We start from the raw sequence: 18,419 nt of genomic DNA on the forward strand, positions 1-18,419 counted from the left end.
CATCCGGAGCCGTTTTTATTTCCGGATTCGTACTCCCGGAGGGAAAACGCTGCTAAATTCGGGTATAAGAGGCACTTTCCTCCGGTAAAATAGGAATTTAGAAAATATTTTTAATATATTTGTTGCCAAGGTTAGTTAGATTAGTCATATTATGTGCGAGAAACTGTTTATTTTCGACACCACGCTCCGTGATGGCGAGCAGGTGCCGGGCTGCCAATTGAACACCACCGAGAAGATCGAAGTCGCCAAGTTGCTGGAAAGCCTCGGCGTGGACGTCATCGAAGCGGGGTTCCCGATTTCCAGCCCCGGAGACTTCAACTCCGTACTCGAGATTTCGAAGGCCGTTTCGGCCCCGACGATTTGTGCGCTGACCCGCGCCGTGAAAAAAGACATCGACGTCGCCGCCGATGCCCTGCGACTGGCCAGACACAAACGCATCCACACGGGTATAGGCGTTTCGCCCCAGCACATTTACGACAAACTGCGCTCGACGCCCGAGAAAATCCTCGAACAGGCCGTCGAAGCCGTGAAATACGCCAAAAGCTATGTCGAGGACGTGGAGTTCTACGCCGAAGACGCCGGGCGCGCCGATCCTCAATACCTCGCCCGCGTGGTCGAGGCCGCCATTGCGGCCGGGGCTACGGTGGTCAACATTCCCGACACCACGGGCTACTGCCTGCCCCACGAATACGGCGCGAAGATCAAATACCTGGTCGACCACGTATCCAACATCGACAAGGCGATCATCTCGACCCACTGCCACAACGACCTGGGCATGGCTACGGCCAACACCCTGAGCGGCATCCTCAACGGTGCGCGACAGGCCGAGGTGACGATCAACGGCATCGGCGAACGCGCGGGCAACACCTCGCTCGAAGAGGTGGTGATGACGCTGCGCTGCCACAAGGAGATCGCCGTCGACACCGGCATCGACGCACGCCTGATCACCAAAGCCTCGCACCTGGTGTCGAGCCTGATGAACATGCCCGTGCAGCCCAACAAGGCGATCGTCGGCCGCAACGCCTTCGCCCACTCGTCGGGCATCCACCAGGACGGCGTGCTGAAAGACCGCCAGACCTACGAGATCATCGACCCGCAGGACATCGGCCTCAACGAGTCGGTCATCGCCCTGACGGCCCGCAGCGGCCGCGCGGCGCTCGTACACAGGCTCGAACTGCTCGGCTACGACCTCACGCAGGAAGAGCTGGACGACACATACGGCAAGTTCCTCGAGCTTGCCGACAAGAAAAAGGAGATCCACGACTACGACCTGCTATATCTGGTGGGCGACATCGACCGCATGAAACAGCAGTCCGTATCGCTCAAATTCCTGCAGGTGACCACCGGCACGCTCGTCCCGACGGCGACCGTGGTGCTGAAGTTCGGCGACCACGAGCGCATGGCCATCGCCACAGGCAACGGCCCGGTGGATGCCGCCGTGTCGGCGATCAAGACCCTGATCAACGAGAAGGTCGTGCTCATGGAGTTCCTCATGCAGGCCATCACCAAAGGTTCGAACGACGTGGGGCGCGTACACGTACAGGTACAGTGCGGCAGCCGCACCGTCCACGGCTTCGCCGCGCACACCGACACCACACGGGCGTCGATCGAGGCGTTCCTCGACGCGCTGCGCGTACTGAACGTAACCGAACGCAAGGAAAAGGAGGAGTAAGATGGGCAGGACACTTCTGGACAAGATATGGGATGCGCACACCGTGCGCACCGAAGACGGCGGACGTTCGGTGCTCTACATCGACCGCCAGTACATCCACGAGGTGACGTCGCCCGTGGCTTTCGCAGGCCTGGAACGGCGCGGCATCGGCGTGGCACGCCCGGCACAAATCACCGCCACGGCCGACCACAACATCCCGACCGTCGACCAGCACCTGCCGATCGCCGAGGCCGAATCGCGGCGCCAGGTCGAGGCGCTGGAGGCCAACTGCGCCAAATTCGGCATCGAACATTTCGGCGTGGGAAACCCGCGCCAGGGCATCGTGCACATCATCGGCCCCGAACTGGGATTCACACAGCCGGGCATGACCATCGTCTGCGGCGACAGCCACACCTCGACGCACGGGGCACTGGGCGCCGTGGCATTCGGCGTTGGCACTTCGGAGGTCGAGATGGTCTTCGCCAGCCAGTGCATCATCCAGTCCAAGCCGCGGAGCATGCGCATCACGGTCGACGGGACACTGCGCCCGGGCGTCGAAGCCAAAGATGTCGTGCTCTACATCATCTCGCAGCTCACCGCTTCGGGCGGCACGGGCTACTTCATCGAGTTCGCCGGCGAAGCGATCCGTTCGCTCTCGATGGAGGGGCGCATGACCGTCTGCAACATGAGCATCGAGTGCGGTGCGCGGGGCGGCATGATCGCCCCCGACCGGACGACGTTCGACTACCTGCGCGGGCGCGAACGTGCGCCGCAGGGAGCGGCGTTCGACCAGGCCGTCGCCCGCTGGGAAGCGCTTTACAGCGATGCCGACGCCGTATTCGACAAGGAGTACCGGTTCGATGCCGCCGACATCGCCCCGATGATTACCTACGGCACCAACCCCGGCATGGGCATGGCCGTCGATGCGGAGATCCCGGCCGAGGCCGACCCCAAGGCATTGGAGTACATGGGATTCAAAGCCGGGGAAAAGCTGCTCGGCAAACCCGTCGACTATGTCTTCGTGGGCAGCTGCACCAACGGCCGCATCGAAGACCTGCGGCGCTTCGCCAAGCTGGTCGAAGGCCGGCGCAAGGCCCAGGGCGTGACGGCATGGATCGTCCCCGGTTCGAAAGGCGTCGAAGCCGCCGCACGGGCCGAAGGGCTCGACAAAGTGCTCGCCGCCGCCGGGTTCGAGCTCCGACAGCCGGGCTGCTCGGCGTGCCTGGCGATGAACGCCGACAAGATCCCGGCAGGCAAATACAGCGTTTCGACCTCGAACCGCAACTTCGAAGGGCGCCAGGGGCCCGGTGCGCGCACCATGCTTGCAGGCATTGCGGTAGCCGCCGCGGCCGCGGTATGCGGCAGGATCGAGGATCCGCGCAAGGTGTTTGAAATGTAAAAATTTTTAACTTCGGTTTGGATCGGCCGGTCGTTGCCGCCGCCTTCGGCGTCGTTTATAATTCCGGCCCACCCCCAAACCCCCGCCTCAGGCAGGGGCTTACATGCCGCTTTGCGGCAAAATGGCCGCTGCCGAATGCCGGAAAAAACAAAACCAATATGTCCATACCCAAATTCGAAACCTTCACCTCGGGGGCCGTGCCCGTGAGCACGGAGAACATAGATACCGACCAGATCATCCCGGCACGTTTCCTGAAAGCCACCCAGCGCAAAGGATTCGGCGACAACCTCTTCCGCGACTGGCGCTACGACGCCCGGGGGCAGCGGATCGCCTCGTTCCCGCTCAACGACAGCCGTTATGGGGGCAAAATCCTCGTCGCAGGCCGCAACTTCGGCTGCGGCAGTTCGCGCGAGCACGCCGCATGGGCCATCGCCGACTACGGGTTCCGCGTCGTGGTGTCGAGCTTCTTCGCCGACATCTTCCGCAACAATGCCCTCAACAACGGGCTGCTGCCGATCACGGTAAGCGGAGAGTTCCTCGCGGCGGTCTTCGCGGCGATCGACGGCGACCCTGCGACGCAATTCACCGTAGACCTGGACAACCAGACGCTGACGATCTGCGCCACGGGCCGCAGCGAGCGCTTCGAGATCGACGCATACAAGAAGCGGTGCCTGCTGAACGGCTACGACGACGTGGACTATCTGCGCAGCATCGCGCCCCAGATCGAAGCGTTCGAACAGGCGCATAAATAGCAGCGCAATGTATCCCCGCGTAGAGATAATGGATACCACGCTGCGCGACGGCGAGCAGACGTCGGGGGTTTCGTTCAACGCCCGCGAAAAACTCTCCATCGCCCGGCTGTTGCTGGAAGAACTGTGCGTGAGCCGCATCGAGATCGCCTCGGCGCGGGTTTCGCAGGGCGAGCAGGAGGCCGTGCGCCGCATCGCCGAATGGGCTGCCGCGAAGGGTTATACCGACCGCATCGAGGCGTTGGGATTCATCGACGGCGGCGTGTCGCTCGACTGGCTCGGCCAAGCCGGGTGCCGCGTGGTGAACCTGCTGGCGAAGGGGTCGCTCAAACACTGCCGCGAACAGCTGCGCCGCACCCCGCAGGAGCACCTCTGCGACATCCGCGCCACGATCGGCGGGGCCGTCGCGCGGGGCATGAAGGTGAACGTCTACCTCGAAGACTGGTCGAACGGTATGCAGGATTCGCCCGGGTACGTCTACACGATACTCGACGGGCTGGCCGACGCCCCCGTGCAGCGCTTCATGTGCCCCGACACGCTGGGTATCCTCGACCCCTATGCCACCGAACGGTTTTGCCGCGACATGGTGACACGCTATCCGCAGCTTAGGTTCGACTTCCATGCCCATAACGATTACGACCTGGCCGTGGCCAACACCGCAGCTGCGGTGAAAGCCGGGTTCCACGGGGTTCACGTAACCATAAACGGGCTGGGCGAACGCGCAGGAAACGCACCCCTGTCGAGCACGGTGGCCGTGCTGCACGACCGGCTTCACTGCCTCACGGGCATCGACGAAACGAAGATCAACCACGTCAGCCGCATGGTCGAGACCTACACGGGCATCCGTATCCCGGGCAACCGCCCGATCGTCGGCGAGAACGTCTTTACGCAGTGTGCCGGCATCCATGCCGACGGCGACAACAAGAACAACCTCTATTTCAACGAGCTGCTGCCCGAACGCTTCGGACGCGTACGCGAATACGCTCTGGGCAAGACCTCGGGCAAGGCCAACATCCTGAAGAACCTCGAAGCGCTGGGCATCGAGCTCGACGAAGCCTCGATGCGCAAGGTAACCGAACGGGTGGTCGAGCTGAGCGACAAGAAGGAGCTGGTGACGGCCGAAGACCTGCCCTACATCATCGCCGACGTACTGCGCTACGACCAGGTCGAAAACCCCGTGCGGATACTCAATTACAGCCTGTCGCTGGCACAGGGGCTGCACCCGGCCGCTACGCTCAAGATCGAGATCAACGGCTGCGAATACGAGCAGACCTCGGTCGGCGACGGCCAGTACGACGCCTTCATGCGGGCGCTCAGGCAGATCTACAAGCACCAGCTCGGCCGCGAGTTCCCGATGCTGCGCAACTACACCGTCTCGATCCCGCCCGGCGGACGAACCGATGCCTTCGTGCAGACGATCATCACGTGGGAGACGGGCGGCAAGGAGTTCAAGACCCGCGGACTGGATGCCGACCAGACCGAAGCCGCCATCAAGGCGACGATCAAAATGCTGAACATAATCGAACCAACATACAACGACCATGGATGTTAACATAGCCCTTTTAGCCGGCGACGGCATCGGCCCCGAAATCATTGCCGAGGCCACGAAAGTACTCGACCGCGTGGCGGCGAAATTCGGACACCGATTCGACTACCGCGAGGCGTTAGTGGGCGCCTGCGCCATCGACGCCACGGGCGACCCCTATCCCGACGAGACGCACGCCATCTGCCAGGCTGCCGACGCCGTATTGTTCGGTGCCATCGGCGACCCCAAGTACGACAACGACCCCAAGGCCCCGGTACGTCCCGAGCAGGGACTGCTGCGCATGCGCAAATCGCTGGGACTGTTCGCCAACCTGCGCCCCATCGCATTGTTCGACACGCTGGCCAGCCGCTCGCCGCTCAAGGCAGAGGTGGTGCGCGGCACCGATTTCATCTGCGTGCGCGAACTGACGAGCGGCATCTATTTCGGCCGACCGCAGGGGCGCAACGAAGCCGGGACGGAGGCTTTCGACACCTGCACCTACACGCGCACGGAGATCGAACGTGTGCTGGACGTCGCATTCCGGCTCGCCATGAGCCGCCAGCGGCGCCTGACGGTCGTGGACAAGGCCAACGTGCTCGAAACCTCGCGCCTGTGGCGGGAGGTCGCGCAGGATATGGCGCCCCGGTACCCCGAAGTGGAGCTGGAATTCATGTTCGTGGACAACGCCGCGATGCAGATCGTACGCCAGCCGACCCATTTCGACGTGATCGTCACCGAGAACATGTTCGGCGACATCCTCACCGACGAGGCCAGCGTCATCAGCGGCTCGCTCGGCATGCTCCCCTCGGCGAGCGTCGGGTCGGAAGTGGCGCTCTTCGAGCCGATCCACGGCTCCTATCCGCAGGCTGCGGGGAAGAACATCGCCAACCCGATGGCCACGATCCTCTCGGCCGCCATGCTGCTCGAACACCTGGGGCTCGACAGGGAAGGCAGCGCCGTGCGGGCCGCCGTAGACAAGGCGCTCACCGAAGGCGTCGTCACCGAAGACCTCGCCGCACAGGGCGAACGCCGCTACTCGACCTCCGAGGTCGGGGACTTCATCGCCGCGCATATTTAGGCACGCCCCGCTCCGGGGGCTCCTATCCGCAAAAAAGGGGTTGCAACCGCAAAGGTTGCAACCCCTTTTTCCGTGCAGGCCACGAGGCGCACCCCGCCCGGACAGCAACGCCACGGCCCAACAGCCGGTTTATATCCCGGCCACGAATTGCTCGAGTGCCCCCAGGTCGGCCGCCATCGGCTCCGAAACCCGGGGCAGGCGGGCGAGCCGGGCCAGCCGCGGCGGCAGCGGAACCGCAGCCCCCGTGACAGGGGAGATGACCTCCCCGAATTTGGCGGGATGCGCCGTAGAGAGGTAAAATCCCGGTTTCCCGCACGCTACGGAAGCGGCATATCCGATGGCGCTGTGCGGATCGGAAAGGTATCCGTAATTGCGGTGCAGCCCGTCGATCGTACGGCGGATCATGGCATCGTCGCAGCGGAATCCCTCCAGTTCGTTACGCAGGGCATCCGGCTCACCGCCGCAGAGCCACAGCATACGTTCGAAATTGCTCGGCGCCCCGACGTCCATCGCATTGGCCAGCGTCCGCACCGACGGCCTCGGACGGTACTCGCCGCTGCGCAGGAATTCGGGCACCACGTCGTTGCTGTTCGAAGCCGCGACGAATCCGCCGAGGGGGAGCCCCATGCGGCGGGCGAGCATCCCGGCCGAGAGGTTTCCGTAGTTACCGCTCGGCACCACGACCACAGGCCGCCCGCCGCCCGTCTGCTGCCGCCACAGGCAATAGCCGTAGAAATAATAGAATGCCTGCGGTATCCAGCGCAGCAGGTTGATCGAATTGGCCGACGACACGCGGTGCCCCGCACGGAATTTTGCGTCGGCAAACAGCTCCTTGACCAGCCGCTGGCAGTCGTCGAACGTCCCGGCCACACGCAGCGGGTGGATATTGCCGCCGAGCGTGGTCATCTGGCACTCCTGCAGCCGGCTGATCTTCCCTTCGGGATAGAGCAGCACCACCTCGACGCCCGGCACGCCGTAAAACCCGTGCGCCACGGCGCTGCCCGTGTCGCCCGACGTAGCCGTCAGGATCACCAGTTTTTCGCCGGCACCGCCCATCAGGCCGATCATCCGCCCCATGAAGCCCGCACCGTAATCCTTGAATGCGAACGTCGGGCCGTGGAACAGCTCCAGCGTATAGCGGCTGCCGACACGGCGAAGCGGCAGCGGAAAGTCGTAGATCCGCTCCATCTCCCGCCGCAGGAGGCCGGGGTCGATGTCGTCACCGAAAAAAAGTTCCGCCAGGTATCCGGCCAGCGCGGCATAGGACTCCCCGGCCAGCCGCTCCGCGACGGCCATATCGGCCTGCGGGATACGTTCCGGAACGAACAACCCGCCGTCGGGTGCCAGCCCCGCCTGCACGGCCTCGCGAAGCGAAAAGGCGCGTGCGCATGCTTTGTCTTTCGTGCTGTAATATTTCATCTGTTTGTCGTTTTATACTATTCCACAATCCTTGCCCCGCAGTTCGACACGCGGCCCGCATATATCTTGCAGCCGATACCGGGGCGGGCGAAATGCGCCCGCATCCGCTGCGCGACCCGCTGCGCGACGGCCTCATCGGCGGCCAGGGCGAAGATCGAAGGCCCCGACCCGGCAATGTTCAACGCCAGGGCGCCTTCGGCGAGCACCCCTTCCTTCAGTTGGTCGTAACCCGGAATGAACCCCTTGCGGTAAGGCTCCGCCACCACGTCGTGCATCGACCGGCCGATCAGCGCCACGTCGCCCAGGGCGAACCCGGCCACCAGCCCGCCGACATTGCCCCACTGCGTCACGGCATCGTGCAGGGGTACCTCGCGGGGAAGCACTTCGCGCGCCTCCTTGGTGCTGACCACGATGTCGGGATGCACCACGGCGTAGAAAAAGCCCTCGGGGACGGGCAGACGCACGATGTCCAGCGGTTCGTACCCCCGGATCAGCACCACGCCGCCCAGCACGGCAGGGCCCACGTTGTCGGCATGGGGCGTACCGCCGATGAGCGCCTCGCCCATCATCGCAAATTCCACGAGCCGCTCCCCTGAAAAGGGACGTCCCAACAGTTCGTTCACGCCCCAAACCGCTGCGGCCGACGAAGCCGCACTCGACCCGATGCCGCTGCCGGGAGCGATCTTTTCGAGGATCGTAACCTCGACCCGCACGGGTTTTTCGTATGCCCCGAGCAGTGCCATCACCGCCGGGGTAATCACGTTGTCCTCGTTTTTGGCGGGAAGTTCCTTCCCGCTGCGGTTGCGGATAACGAGCCCCCCGGCACCTTCTTCGATGCCGACCTCCAGCAGGTCGCCCACGCCGTCGAGCGTCAGCCCCATCACATCGAAGCCGCAACCCAGGTTCGCCACCGTTCCCGGGGCGAAAACTTTGATATATCGCATGATAAAATCTCCTTTTGAATGAAACCACCTTTGATCGAACCGGGCTTTCCGTTCCGGCAGCCTTGGCCGGAAAATGCATAACGGGTATGCTCGTGACGGAAAAATAACAACTACACCCCCACAGGGGTTGTCGTTGTCGTCATCGTTGTAGTGGCGGTAGCGGAGATAAGGACGGTGAAAGAAACGGCGCACGCCACCGGGCTGCAGGCTACCCCGCATCCCCCGGTCATCGTATGGTTCCGTTTCATATCCATCGGGGACAAATATAAAACAAAAAAATTTAATATCCAAATCCGGGTAACAAATCGTAAGCCGCCCTAAAAAGCACCGGCGGCCGCTTTATATATATAGGAGCATTCCGGAAAGGCAGAAAACATCGGCATTGACGACAAACCGTAAGATATTAGGGGTTCCCGGAAGGCCTGCTTTCCTCCGAATCGGGCTAAAAGGGGTTAAAAGGCCAAAAAATACGGTTTCAAACTGTAAGATAAAAAGCTTCTATCCGGGTCGTCATAAAGCGCAAGAGGGGATATAGGTTCCGGATTATCACATTATTAAATTTTTTGCAAAATTATTTTGACGAAACGATTTTATATCCCTATCTTTGAAACGGAACAAATACGGAAATTCCGGACATGAACGCCCAGAACCATTCGAATAATAACGTCATTAATCTGCTGCTCGTCGTCTTTGGCAAGATAACGGGAGAAAGGTGATGTGTATATCCGAAAGATGATAAAAAGGCCTTTCTCCCGATGGAGAAAGGTTTTTTATTATCCGGGCAGATGGCAAAGGCACAATATGCAGAAAACAAGAAGAAGATGAAACACCCACTCAGAAGTGCCGTCACGACGACGGGCCGGCGCATGGCCGGAGCCAGGAGCCTGTGGCGTGCCAACGGCATGCGCGAAGAGCAGTTCGGCCGTCCGGTCATCGGCATCGCCAACTCGTTCACCCAGCTGGTTCCGGGACACGTGCACCTGCACGAGATCGGACAATACGTCAAGCAGCGGATCGAAGCGCTCGGCTGTTTCGCCGCGGAATTCAACACCATCGCCATCGACGACGGCATCGCCATGGGGCACGACGGCATGCTTTATTCGCTGCCCTCGCGCGAGATCATTGCCGACAGCGTCGAATATATGGCCAACGCCCACAAGGTCGACGCACTGGTCTGCATCTCGAACTGCGACAAGATCACCCCGGGCATGCTGATGGCCGCCATGCGGCTCGACATCCCGACTGTCTTCGTATCGGGCGGGCCGATGGAGGCGGGGCATCTCGGCGAGCGGGCGCTCGACCTGATCGACGCCATGGTAATGGCTGCCGACGAAAATTGCAGCGACGAACAGGTGGCTCGCGTCGAACGCGCCGCATGCCCCGGCTGCGGTTCGTGCTCGGGGATGTTCACCGCCAACTCGATGAACTGCCTGACCGAAGCGCTCGGGCTCTCGCTCCCGGGCAACGGCACCGTCGTGGCCACGCATGTCAACCGCCGCCGCCTGTTCGAAGAGGCCGCAGCGCTGATCGTCCGCAATGCCGAACGCTATTACTTCGAGGGCGACGACTCGGTGCTCCCGCGCTCGGTGGCCACGAAGGCAGCCTTCGAGAATGCCATGTCGCTCGACATCGCCATGGGCGGCTCGACCAATACGGTGCTGCACCTGCTGGCCGTGGCCCACGAGGCCGGGGTGGATTTCACGATGCAGGATATCGACCGCCTTTCGCGCCGGGTGCCCGTACTGTGCAAGGTCGCCCCCAATTCGCATTACCATATCCAGGATGTCAACCGTGCGGGCGGCATCCTCTCGATCCTGGGCGAACTCGCCCGCGGCGGACTGCTCGACACCTCGGCCGGGAGGGTCGACGGGCGCACGCTCGGCCAGGCCATCGCGGCCTTCGACCTGCGGAGCGAAACGGCGAGCAGCGAAGCCAAACAGCGCTACCTGAGCGCCCCGGCCGGCCTTTACAGCCGGGAACTGGGCACACAACGGACTTATTACGACACACCGGACACCGACCGCACGGCAGGCTGCATCCGCGATCTGGAACACGCCTATTTCCGCGACGGCGGGCTGGCCGTACTGACGGGCAACATCGCCCGCCGGGGCTGCATCGTCAAGACGGCCGGCGTCGACGCGTCGCTGTTTGTCTTCCGCGGGCGCGCCCGCGTCTACGAATCGCAGGAGCAGGCCATCGGCGGCATCCTCGGCGGCGAGGTGCAGGCCGGCGACGTTGTTGTCATACGCTATGAAGGCCCCAAGGGCGGCCCCGGGATGCAGGAGATGCTCTACCCCACGTCGTACCTCAAATCCAGACACCTCGACAAAGCCTGCGCGCTGATTACCGACGGCCGCTTCTCGGGCGGAACGTCGGGGTTGTCGATCGGTCACGTCTCGCCCGAAGCGGCTTCGGGCGGGGAGATCGCCGTCATCCGCACGGGCGACGAGATCGAGATCGACATCCCGCGGCGCTCGATCCGCCTCATGGCCGGCGACGACGAAATCGCCGCGCGCATGGCCGCACAGCAGCATTTCCGCCCCGCGGCACGCGACCGCCGCATACCCGCGTCGCTAAGGGCCTATGCCAAGCTGGTCAGCTCGGCCGACAAAGGGGCCGTACGCATCGTCGAAGAAGAATAAAACCGGACAACACCATGAATACGAACACGACAACCAGAACCGAAGGACAACAGCCCGGCCCTTGTATCACAGGGTCGCAGGCCCTGCTCGAATCGTTCCTGCGCGAGGGTGTGGACACGCTTTTCGGGTATCCCGGAGGAGCCATCATCCCCGTTTACGATGCGCTTTTCGACTACCGCGACCGGCTGCGCCACATCCTTGTCCGCCATGAACAGGGCGCCGTACATGCCGCGCAGGGCTACGCCCGCGTCAGCGGCCGCGTAGGGGTTTGCCTGGTCACCTCGGGCCCGGGGGCGACGAACACCGTGACCGGACTGGCCGACGCGCTGATGGACTCCACGCCGCTGGTACTGGTGACCGGACAGGTGGGTTCGTCATTGCTGGGCACCGACGCCTTCCAGGAAACCAACTTCGTGGGCATCACGCAGGCCGTAACCAAATGGAACAGCCAGGTCAAGCGTACCGAAGACATTCCCGGGGCGATTGCCAAGGCGTTCTATATCGCCCGTTCGGGGCGTCCGGGCCCTGTGGTGGTGGACATCACCAAGGACGCCCAGTGCGGGACGGCCCCGTTCCGCTACGAGAGGCTGACGTCCATCCGCAGCTACGTCCCCGCACCCGCGCCCGCCGAGGAGTGCATCGCCGAGGCGGTACGGCTGATCGATGCCGCACAACGGCCGCTGCTGATGGCGGGACAGGGCGTGATGCTCGGAAACGCCGAAGAAGAATTGCAGGCCTTCCTCGCAAAGAGCGGCATACCGGTCGCCTCGACCCTGCTGGGGCTGTCGGCCGTGCCGACCTCCTCGCCGCAGTATGTCGGCATGCTGGGCATGCACGGCAACTACGGCCCCAACATCCGCAACCAGGAGTGCGACCTGCTCATCGCCGTGGGGATGCGTTTCGACGACCGCGTGACGGGCAACCCCAAATGTTTCGGGGCGAATGCCAAGGTAATCCACCTGGAGATCGACCCCGCCGAGATCGACAAGATCGTACACGCCGACGTGGCCGTCATCGGCGACGTGAAACAGACGCTCCCGCTGCTCACCCAAAGGATCCGCCCCGCCGCGCACAAGGCCTGGATCGAAGGGTTCCGCGCCTGCGACAAAGTCGAATACGAGGCGGTCGTCCGCAAGGCGATCCGCCCGGAAGGCGGCCGCATCCGCATGGGCGAGGTCGTCGACACCGTAGCGCATGCCTACGACAACGACGCGGTGCTGGTGACCGACGTCGGGCAGCAGCAGATGTTCGCGGCGCGCTATTTCGGGTTCCGCCGCAGCCGCAGCCTGGTAACTTCGGGCGGTCTGGGCACGATGGGCTTCGGGCTTCCGGCCGCCATCGGCGCCAAACTGGGCGCCCCCGACCGCGAGGTATGCCTCTTCGCGGGCGACGGCGGGCTGCAGATGACCATCCAGGAGCTGGGGACGATCTTCCAGTCGCAGGTCGCCGTAAAGATCGTATTGCTCAACAACTCCTATCTGGGCATGGTACGGCAGTGGCAGGAACTCTTCTACGACCGCCGCTACTCGTTCACCGAACTGGCGAACCCCGACTTCGGGCTGATCGCCCGCGGCAACGGCATCGCCTACCGCTGCGTGGAGCGGCGCGAGGAGCTGGCCGGGGCGGTGGCCGAGATGAAAGCCTGCAAAGGCGCCTACCTATTGGAGGTGCGCGTCGAAAGCGAAGAAAACGTATTCCCGATGGTGCCGGCCGGCGCCCCCGTGTCGGCGATCCGGCTCGAATAAACCGAACGAGGTATGGAACAAGAGTATATCATCACCGTATTTTCGGAGAACAAGGTCGGGCTGCTGAGCCAGATCACGACGGTCTTCACGTGCCGCAATGTCAACATCGAAAGCCTGACGACTTCCGAGTCGGCGCTCGCGGGCATCCATAAATTCACGATCGTCGTCCGCACCGGCCCCGACCGGGTCGAGAAGCTCGCGCGGCAGGTCGAGAAGAAGATCGACGTGCTCAAGGTCTTCGTCTACACCTCGGACGAAGTCGTGCAGCAGGAGATCGCCCTTTATAAAGTCACGCGCAGCCGCAACGTCGAGAAACTCGTACGCGAGCACAATGTCCGCATCCTGGAGATCGACGACGACTACATCGTCGTCGAAAAAACCGGCCATAAGGCCGAGACGCAGGCACTGTTCCGCCTGCTGCAACCCTTCGGCGTGCAACAGTTCGTGCGCAGCGGCACGGTGGCCATCATCAAATCGCGGCGCGAGCTGCTCAACGAATACCTCGAAGAACTCGAGAGGAACAGACAAAGAACGGATTCATTTTAACTTTTAAAACTCATACAACTATGGCACAGATCAATTTCGGCGGAGTAGAAGAGAAGGTCGTTACCCGCGAAGAGTTTCCCCTGGAAAAAGCACGCGAAGTCCTCAGGGACGAAACCATCGCCGTAATCGGCTACGGCGTACAGGGGCCGGGGCAGTCGCTCAACCTCAAGGACAACGGGTTCAACGTCATCGTCGGACAGCGCGAAGGCTCGAAAAGCTGGGACAAGGCCGTCGCCGACGGCTGGGTACCGGGCAAGACGCTCTTCGGGATCGAAGAGGCCGCCCGGCGCGCAACGATCATCCAGTACCTGCTCTCCGACGCCGGGCAGATCGCCGCATGGCCGACGATCGAGAAACACCTCGCGCCGGGCAAGGCGCTCTACTTCTCGCACGGCTTCGGCATCACCTACAAGGAGCGCACGGGCATCGTGCCGCCGGCCGACGTAGACGTGATCCTGGTCGCCCCGAAAGGCTCGGGGACTTCGCTGCGCCGCATGTTCATCGAGGGCCGCGGCCTGAATTCGAGCTACGCCGTATTCCAGGACGCCACGGGGCGCGCATTCGAACGCGTGGTGGCGCTGGGCATCGGCGTAGGTTCGGGCTACCTGTTCGAAACCGACTTCAAGCGGGAGGTTTACTCCGACCTGACGGGCGAGCGCGGCACGCTGATGGGTGCCATCCAGGGTATTTTCGCGGCCCAGTACGACACGCTGCGCGCCCACGGGCACACCCCTTCGGAGGCTTTCAACGAAACGGTCGAGGAGCTGACCCAGTCGCTCATGCCGTTGGTGGCCGAGAACGGCATGGACTGGATGTACGCCAACTGCTCGACCACGGCACAACGCGGTGCGTTGGACTGGTGGAAACGTTTCCGCGATGCCACCAAACCCGTCTTCGAAGAGCTTTACGGCGAAGTGGCCGCCGGCAACGAGGCGCAGCGCTCGATCGACCTGAACAGCAAACCCGACTACCGCGAGAAACTCAACGAGGAGCTGCGCGAGATGCGTGAAAGCGAGATGTGGCAGACAGGTGCCGTGGTGCGCAAGCTCCGCCCGGAGAACAACTGATCCCCCGGGAGGCCTTGCAATTTTTCAGATTGTTTCGCGCTCCGGCGGGTCGTGTCCGCCGCCTCCGGCACCGCTTGTAAATCCGGCCTTCCCCGAGCCCCCGCCCCGGCGGGGACTTGAGAGGCGGCGACGCTGCGGGATTCCCGCAGCGGGACACAGGCGGCCGGCAATTAACAGTTTTGTAACGTAATATACAACAACAATCAATCTATGTGTGGTTTCGTAGGACTATTTGACATCCGCCGGAAATCGGATGCGCTGCGTGGGCAGGTACTGAAAATGTCGAAGCAGATACGGCACCGGGGCCCCGACTGGTCGGGTGTCTACTGCAGCGAGCGGGCGATCCTTTCGCACGAGCGGCTTTCGATCGTCGACCCCCAGTCGGGCGGTCAACCCCTGTTCAGCTGCGACGGGAAACAGGTGCTGGCCGTGAACGGCGAGATATACAACCATCAGGAGATCCGCGCCGAGCTGGCCGGCGAATACGATTTCCAGACAGGCTCGGACTGCGAGGTGATCCTGCCTCTCTACCGCAAACTGGGCGTCGGGCTGCTGGAAAAAATCAGCGGCATCTTCGCCTTTGCGCTGTACGACATCGAAAAGGACGAATACCTGATCGCCCGCGACCCGGTCGGCGTCATCCCGCTCTACATCGGCTGGGACAGCGACGAGCAATTCTACGTCGCATCGGAACAGAAAGCCCTCGAAGGGATATGCAGCACCATCCGGCCGTTCCTGCCCGGGCACTACTGGTCGAGCCGCGAGGGGAAAATGGTGCGCTGGTACAAGCGCGACTGGTTCGAGTACGACGCCGTGAAGGACAACGGCGCCGACATACAGGCGCTGCGCGAGGCGCTGGAATCGGCCGTCAAGCGGCAGCTCATGTCGGACGTACCCTACGGCGTACTGCTGTCGGGCGGCCTCGACTCGTCGATCATCTCGGCCGTCGCCAAGAAATACGCCGACCGGCGCGTCGAATCGAACGACCGCGACCGGGCCTGGTGGCCGCAGCTCCACTCGTTCGCCATCGGACTGAAAGGGGCGCCCGACCTGGCGGCGGCACGCAAGGTCGCCGACCATATCGGCACCGTACACCACGAAATCAACTACACCGTACAGGAGGGGCTGGATGCCGTGCGCGACGTGATCTATTATATCGAGACCTACGACGTGACGACCGTACGCGCCTCGACGCCGATGTACCTGCTGGCGCGCGTCATCAAGTCGATGGGCATCAAGATGGTGCTCTCGGGCGAGGGTGCCGACGAGGTTTTCGGCGGCTACCTCTATTTCCACAAGGCGCCCGACGCCCGTGCCTTCCACGAGGAGACCGTGCGCAAGATCAGTAAGCTGCACCTCTACGACTGCCTGCGCGCCAACAAGTCGCTCTCGGCATGGGGTGTCGAGGGGCGCGTGCCGTTCCTCGACAAAGAGTTCCTCGACGTGGCGATGCGCATCAACCCGGCGGCGAAAATGGCCAAGGACGGGCATATCGAAAAATGGATCCTGCGCAAGGCGTTCGAGGACATGCTCCCCTCCGAGATCGTATGGCGTCAGAAAGAGCAGTTCTCCGACGGCGTAGGCTACAACTGGATCGACACGCTCAAGCAGCTGACCGCAGAGGCGGTCTCCGACCGCGAGATGGAACACGCTGCGGAGCGTTTCCCGATCAACCCGCCCCGCAACAAGGAGGAGTACTATTACCGTACGATCTTCGAGGAACACTTCCCGTCGCATACGGCAGCGCAGTGCGTACCGTCGGTACCGTCCGTAGCGTGCAGCACCGCCGAAGCGCTGGCCTGGGACAAGGCGTTCCGCGACATGAACGAACCGTCGGGGCGCGCCGTGCTGGGCGTGCACAACACCGACCTGACACACGACACCCACCGACCCGAAACCGACTGAACCCGGTAAGGCCCCTGCTTCGGCAGGGGCCTTCCTTTATCGGATCGGAATTCTTAAACGGCATCGCCCCGGCCACAGATACCTGTGACCGGAGCGATTTCTTGCGCCCTGAGTGGCCGGACAGCCCCGCGCCCGGCATCAGCGCCGCGGCTTCTTCGCGTCGGGTTTGCGGCGGGAGCGGCGGGCGGCAGGTGCCACGGGTTTTCGCGCAGGGACACGTTTTGCGGCGGGCTTCCCGTCCCCGGGGTCTGCCCCGGGTGCTTCGGAAACTTCCGCAGCCGGGATATTCCCTGCGGCAGGTGCGGGGACTGCGGGGGCAGCGCCCACCGTCCGGCGCGGCTTCTTGCGCACCGACCAGCCGAAGTGGCCGATGGCCTCGCCCAGGGCGAAATATTCGCCGTGGGAGTAAACGATCGGGTAGGCGCGTTCGAGGCAGAAACGCCCCGTAACAGGGTCGATATAGGCGGCATCGACCTGCACGGCGACCACCTCGGCCAGGAACATGTCGTGCGAACCGAGGGGCATCACCTGCCGCACGCGGCACTCGATGCTTACGGGTGCCTCTTCGACGATCGGCGCCGCGACCTGCAAGGCCTTCCCGGGCGTGAGCCCCATTTCGCGGAATTTGTCGTAGTCGCGCCCCGACCGCACCCCGCACCAGTCGGCGGCGCGGGCCAGGTCGCGGGTCGTGAGGTTGATGACGAACTCCCCCGTGCGGCGGATTATTTCGTAGGAGTGGCGTTCGGGGCGTACCGAAATGTAGCACATCGGCGGGTTGGTGCATACCGTGCCCGTCCACGCCACGGTCAGCAGGTTATACTCTTCGGGCGTCGCACCGCAGCTCACCAGCACGGCCGGCAGCGGATAGATCAGCGTCCCGGGTTTCCAGCTCTCCTTCATCGGCGGCGTCAGTTAGCCTTCGCAAAGAAATTGCGGAAGAATACGATCTGAAAGTCGATGGCATTGCCCCAATAGGCACCGGTATGCCCGCCGGGGCGTACATAGAAATCGTGCATGATGCCCCGGCGCAGCAACTCGTCGTGGAAATCGTTGTTTACCTCGAAGAAGAAATCGTCGTAGCCGCAGTCGAAGACGATCGCCAGGTCGCCGTTCCCGAGCTGCGGGATGAGGTTGATGGGCGTAGCCTCTTCCCAGGCTTCGGGATGCTCCGTAATCTCGCCCAGCAACTGCGGAATCTCCCAGTTCTGCGGGAAAGGACGTATGTCGAGCCCGCCGCTCGTGCTGCCTGCGGCACCGAACAGCCCCTTGTGCTTTATGGCGAGCGACATGGCCCCGAAACCGCCCATGCTCAGGCCCGTGATCGCGCGTCCCGAGCGGTCACGGACTACGGGATAACGCGCTTCGACGGCGGGCAGCAACTCGCGTATCATGAAGGTTTCGTAGAGGCTCTTCTCACGCACCTTGCTGTCGAGGTACCAACTGTTCCCCACGCCGGGACAGATGAAGGCGATCCTCTCGCGGTCGGCGATTGCGGGCAGCGAAGGCTTGATCTTCAGCCATGCCGTCTCATCGCCCGAGTAGCCGTGCAGCAGGTAGACCACCGGACAGGGCTCAGCGGCGGATGCGCCCTCGGGCACGATCGCCACGACGGGTACGTCACGATCCATCGAGGGACTGTGCACGGCAAGCGTGTCGACCGTAGCCGCAGAAACGACCCGCACCGCCAGCAACAGCAAAAAAGTAAAAATAAAAATCCGTTTCATGGTATATGGGTTTAGTGAAGGCAAA

The 18,419-nt window shown here is 62.8% G+C and carries 13 protein-coding genes and 1 pseudogene; 10 read left to right on the top strand and 4 right to left on the bottom strand.

Features of this window, described 5'->3' with window-relative positions; genetic code table 11:
- Window positions 1-151 precede the first annotated feature (151 nt).
- The 5 genes from NQ559_RS04485 to leuB all read left to right on the top strand — a co-directional run bounded on the left by NQ559_RS04485 (window position 152) and on the right by leuB (window position 6,402).
- Window positions 152-1,672 (top strand): 2-isopropylmalate synthase, encoded by a 1,521-nt coding sequence (locus NQ559_RS04485; RefSeq protein WP_018696328.1) that lies wholly within the window; start codon window positions 152-154, stop codon window positions 1,670-1,672.
- Window position 1,673: 1 nt separating this feature from the next.
- The gene (leuC, locus tag NQ559_RS04490) at window positions 1,674-3,050 is read left to right on the top strand and encodes a 3-isopropylmalate dehydratase large subunit (protein ID WP_018696329.1); all 1,377 of its coding nucleotides are present in this window, start codon (window positions 1,674-1,676) and stop codon (window positions 3,048-3,050) included.
- Between the two features lie 158 nt (window positions 3,051-3,208).
- Window positions 3,209-3,802 carry a 3-isopropylmalate dehydratase small subunit gene (gene leuD / locus NQ559_RS04495; protein ID WP_018696330.1) on the top strand — a complete coding sequence of 198 codons (594 nt, stop codon included), beginning with the start codon at window positions 3,209-3,211 and terminating at the stop codon, window positions 3,800-3,802.
- 7 nt (window positions 3,803-3,809) lie between these two features.
- Window positions 3,810-5,351: a hydroxymethylglutaryl-CoA lyase-like TIM-barrel protein gene (locus NQ559_RS04500; RefSeq protein ID WP_018696331.1), complete on the top strand. Its 1,542-nt coding sequence runs from the start codon at window positions 3,810-3,812 to the stop codon at window positions 5,349-5,351.
- Window positions 5,341-6,402, top strand: a complete 1,062-nt coding sequence (gene leuB, locus NQ559_RS04505) for a 3-isopropylmalate dehydrogenase (RefSeq protein WP_018696332.1) — start codon at window positions 5,341-5,343, stop codon at window positions 6,400-6,402. Before NQ559_RS04500 ends, leuB begins: the two co-directional genes overlap by 11 nt.
- Window positions 6,403-6,531: 129 nt before the next feature.
- Here the strand turns inward: leuB and thrC are convergent, their stop codons facing one another.
- Both thrC and NQ559_RS04515 read right to left on the bottom strand, forming a co-directional pair.
- Entirely contained in the window at window positions 6,532-7,821 is a 1,290-nt protein-coding gene (gene thrC / locus NQ559_RS04510) for a threonine synthase (RefSeq protein WP_018696333.1), read from the bottom strand.
- 17 nt (window positions 7,822-7,838) lie between these two features.
- Complete coding sequence (locus NQ559_RS04515) at window positions 7,839-8,765, bottom strand: homoserine kinase (protein ID WP_018696334.1); 927 nt, start codon at window positions 8,763-8,765, stop codon at window positions 7,839-7,841.
- 821 nt (window positions 8,766-9,586) lie between these two features.
- Between NQ559_RS04515 and ilvD the strand changes: the two genes are divergently transcribed.
- The 5 genes from ilvD (at window position 9,587) to asnB (ending at window position 16,670) form a co-directional block, all read left to right on the top strand.
- Window positions 9,587-11,407, top strand: coding sequence for a dihydroxy-acid dehydratase (ilvD, locus tag NQ559_RS04520; RefSeq protein WP_026318458.1), 1,821 nt, complete (start codon window positions 9,587-9,589; stop codon window positions 11,405-11,407).
- A gap of 14 nt (window positions 11,408-11,421) precedes the next feature.
- Window positions 11,422-13,152: a biosynthetic-type acetolactate synthase large subunit gene (gene ilvB / locus NQ559_RS04525; RefSeq protein WP_018696336.1), complete on the top strand. Its 1,731-nt coding sequence runs from the start codon at window positions 11,422-11,424 to the stop codon at window positions 13,150-13,152.
- A 12-nt stretch (window positions 13,153-13,164) separates the two neighbouring features.
- Complete coding sequence (gene ilvN, locus NQ559_RS04530) at window positions 13,165-13,698, top strand: acetolactate synthase small subunit (RefSeq protein ID WP_018696337.1); 534 nt, start codon at window positions 13,165-13,167, stop codon at window positions 13,696-13,698.
- A 20-nt stretch (window positions 13,699-13,718) separates the two neighbouring features.
- Window positions 13,719-14,765, top strand: coding sequence for a ketol-acid reductoisomerase (gene ilvC / locus NQ559_RS04535; RefSeq protein WP_018696338.1), 1,047 nt, complete (start codon window positions 13,719-13,721; stop codon window positions 14,763-14,765).
- Between the two features lie 210 nt (window positions 14,766-14,975).
- Complete coding sequence (gene asnB, locus NQ559_RS04540; protein ID WP_026318459.1) at window positions 14,976-16,670, top strand: asparagine synthase B; 1,695 nt, start codon at window positions 14,976-14,978, stop codon at window positions 16,668-16,670.
- A gap of 339 nt (window positions 16,671-17,009) precedes the next feature.
- Here asnB and NQ559_RS04545 read toward each other — a convergent pair.
- Window positions 17,010-17,570: pseudogene (locus tag NQ559_RS04545) on the bottom strand (flavin reductase family protein); the annotation flags it as partial.
- A gap of 8 nt (window positions 17,571-17,578) precedes the next feature.
- Complete coding sequence (locus tag NQ559_RS04550; RefSeq protein WP_026318460.1) at window positions 17,579-18,394, bottom strand: alpha/beta hydrolase; 816 nt, start codon at window positions 18,392-18,394, stop codon at window positions 17,579-17,581.
- Window positions 18,395-18,419 lie beyond the last annotated feature (25 nt).

The organism is Alistipes onderdonkii (genome assembly GCF_025145285.1).
GTDB lineage: Bacteria > Bacteroidota > Bacteroidia > Bacteroidales > Rikenellaceae > Alistipes > Alistipes onderdonkii.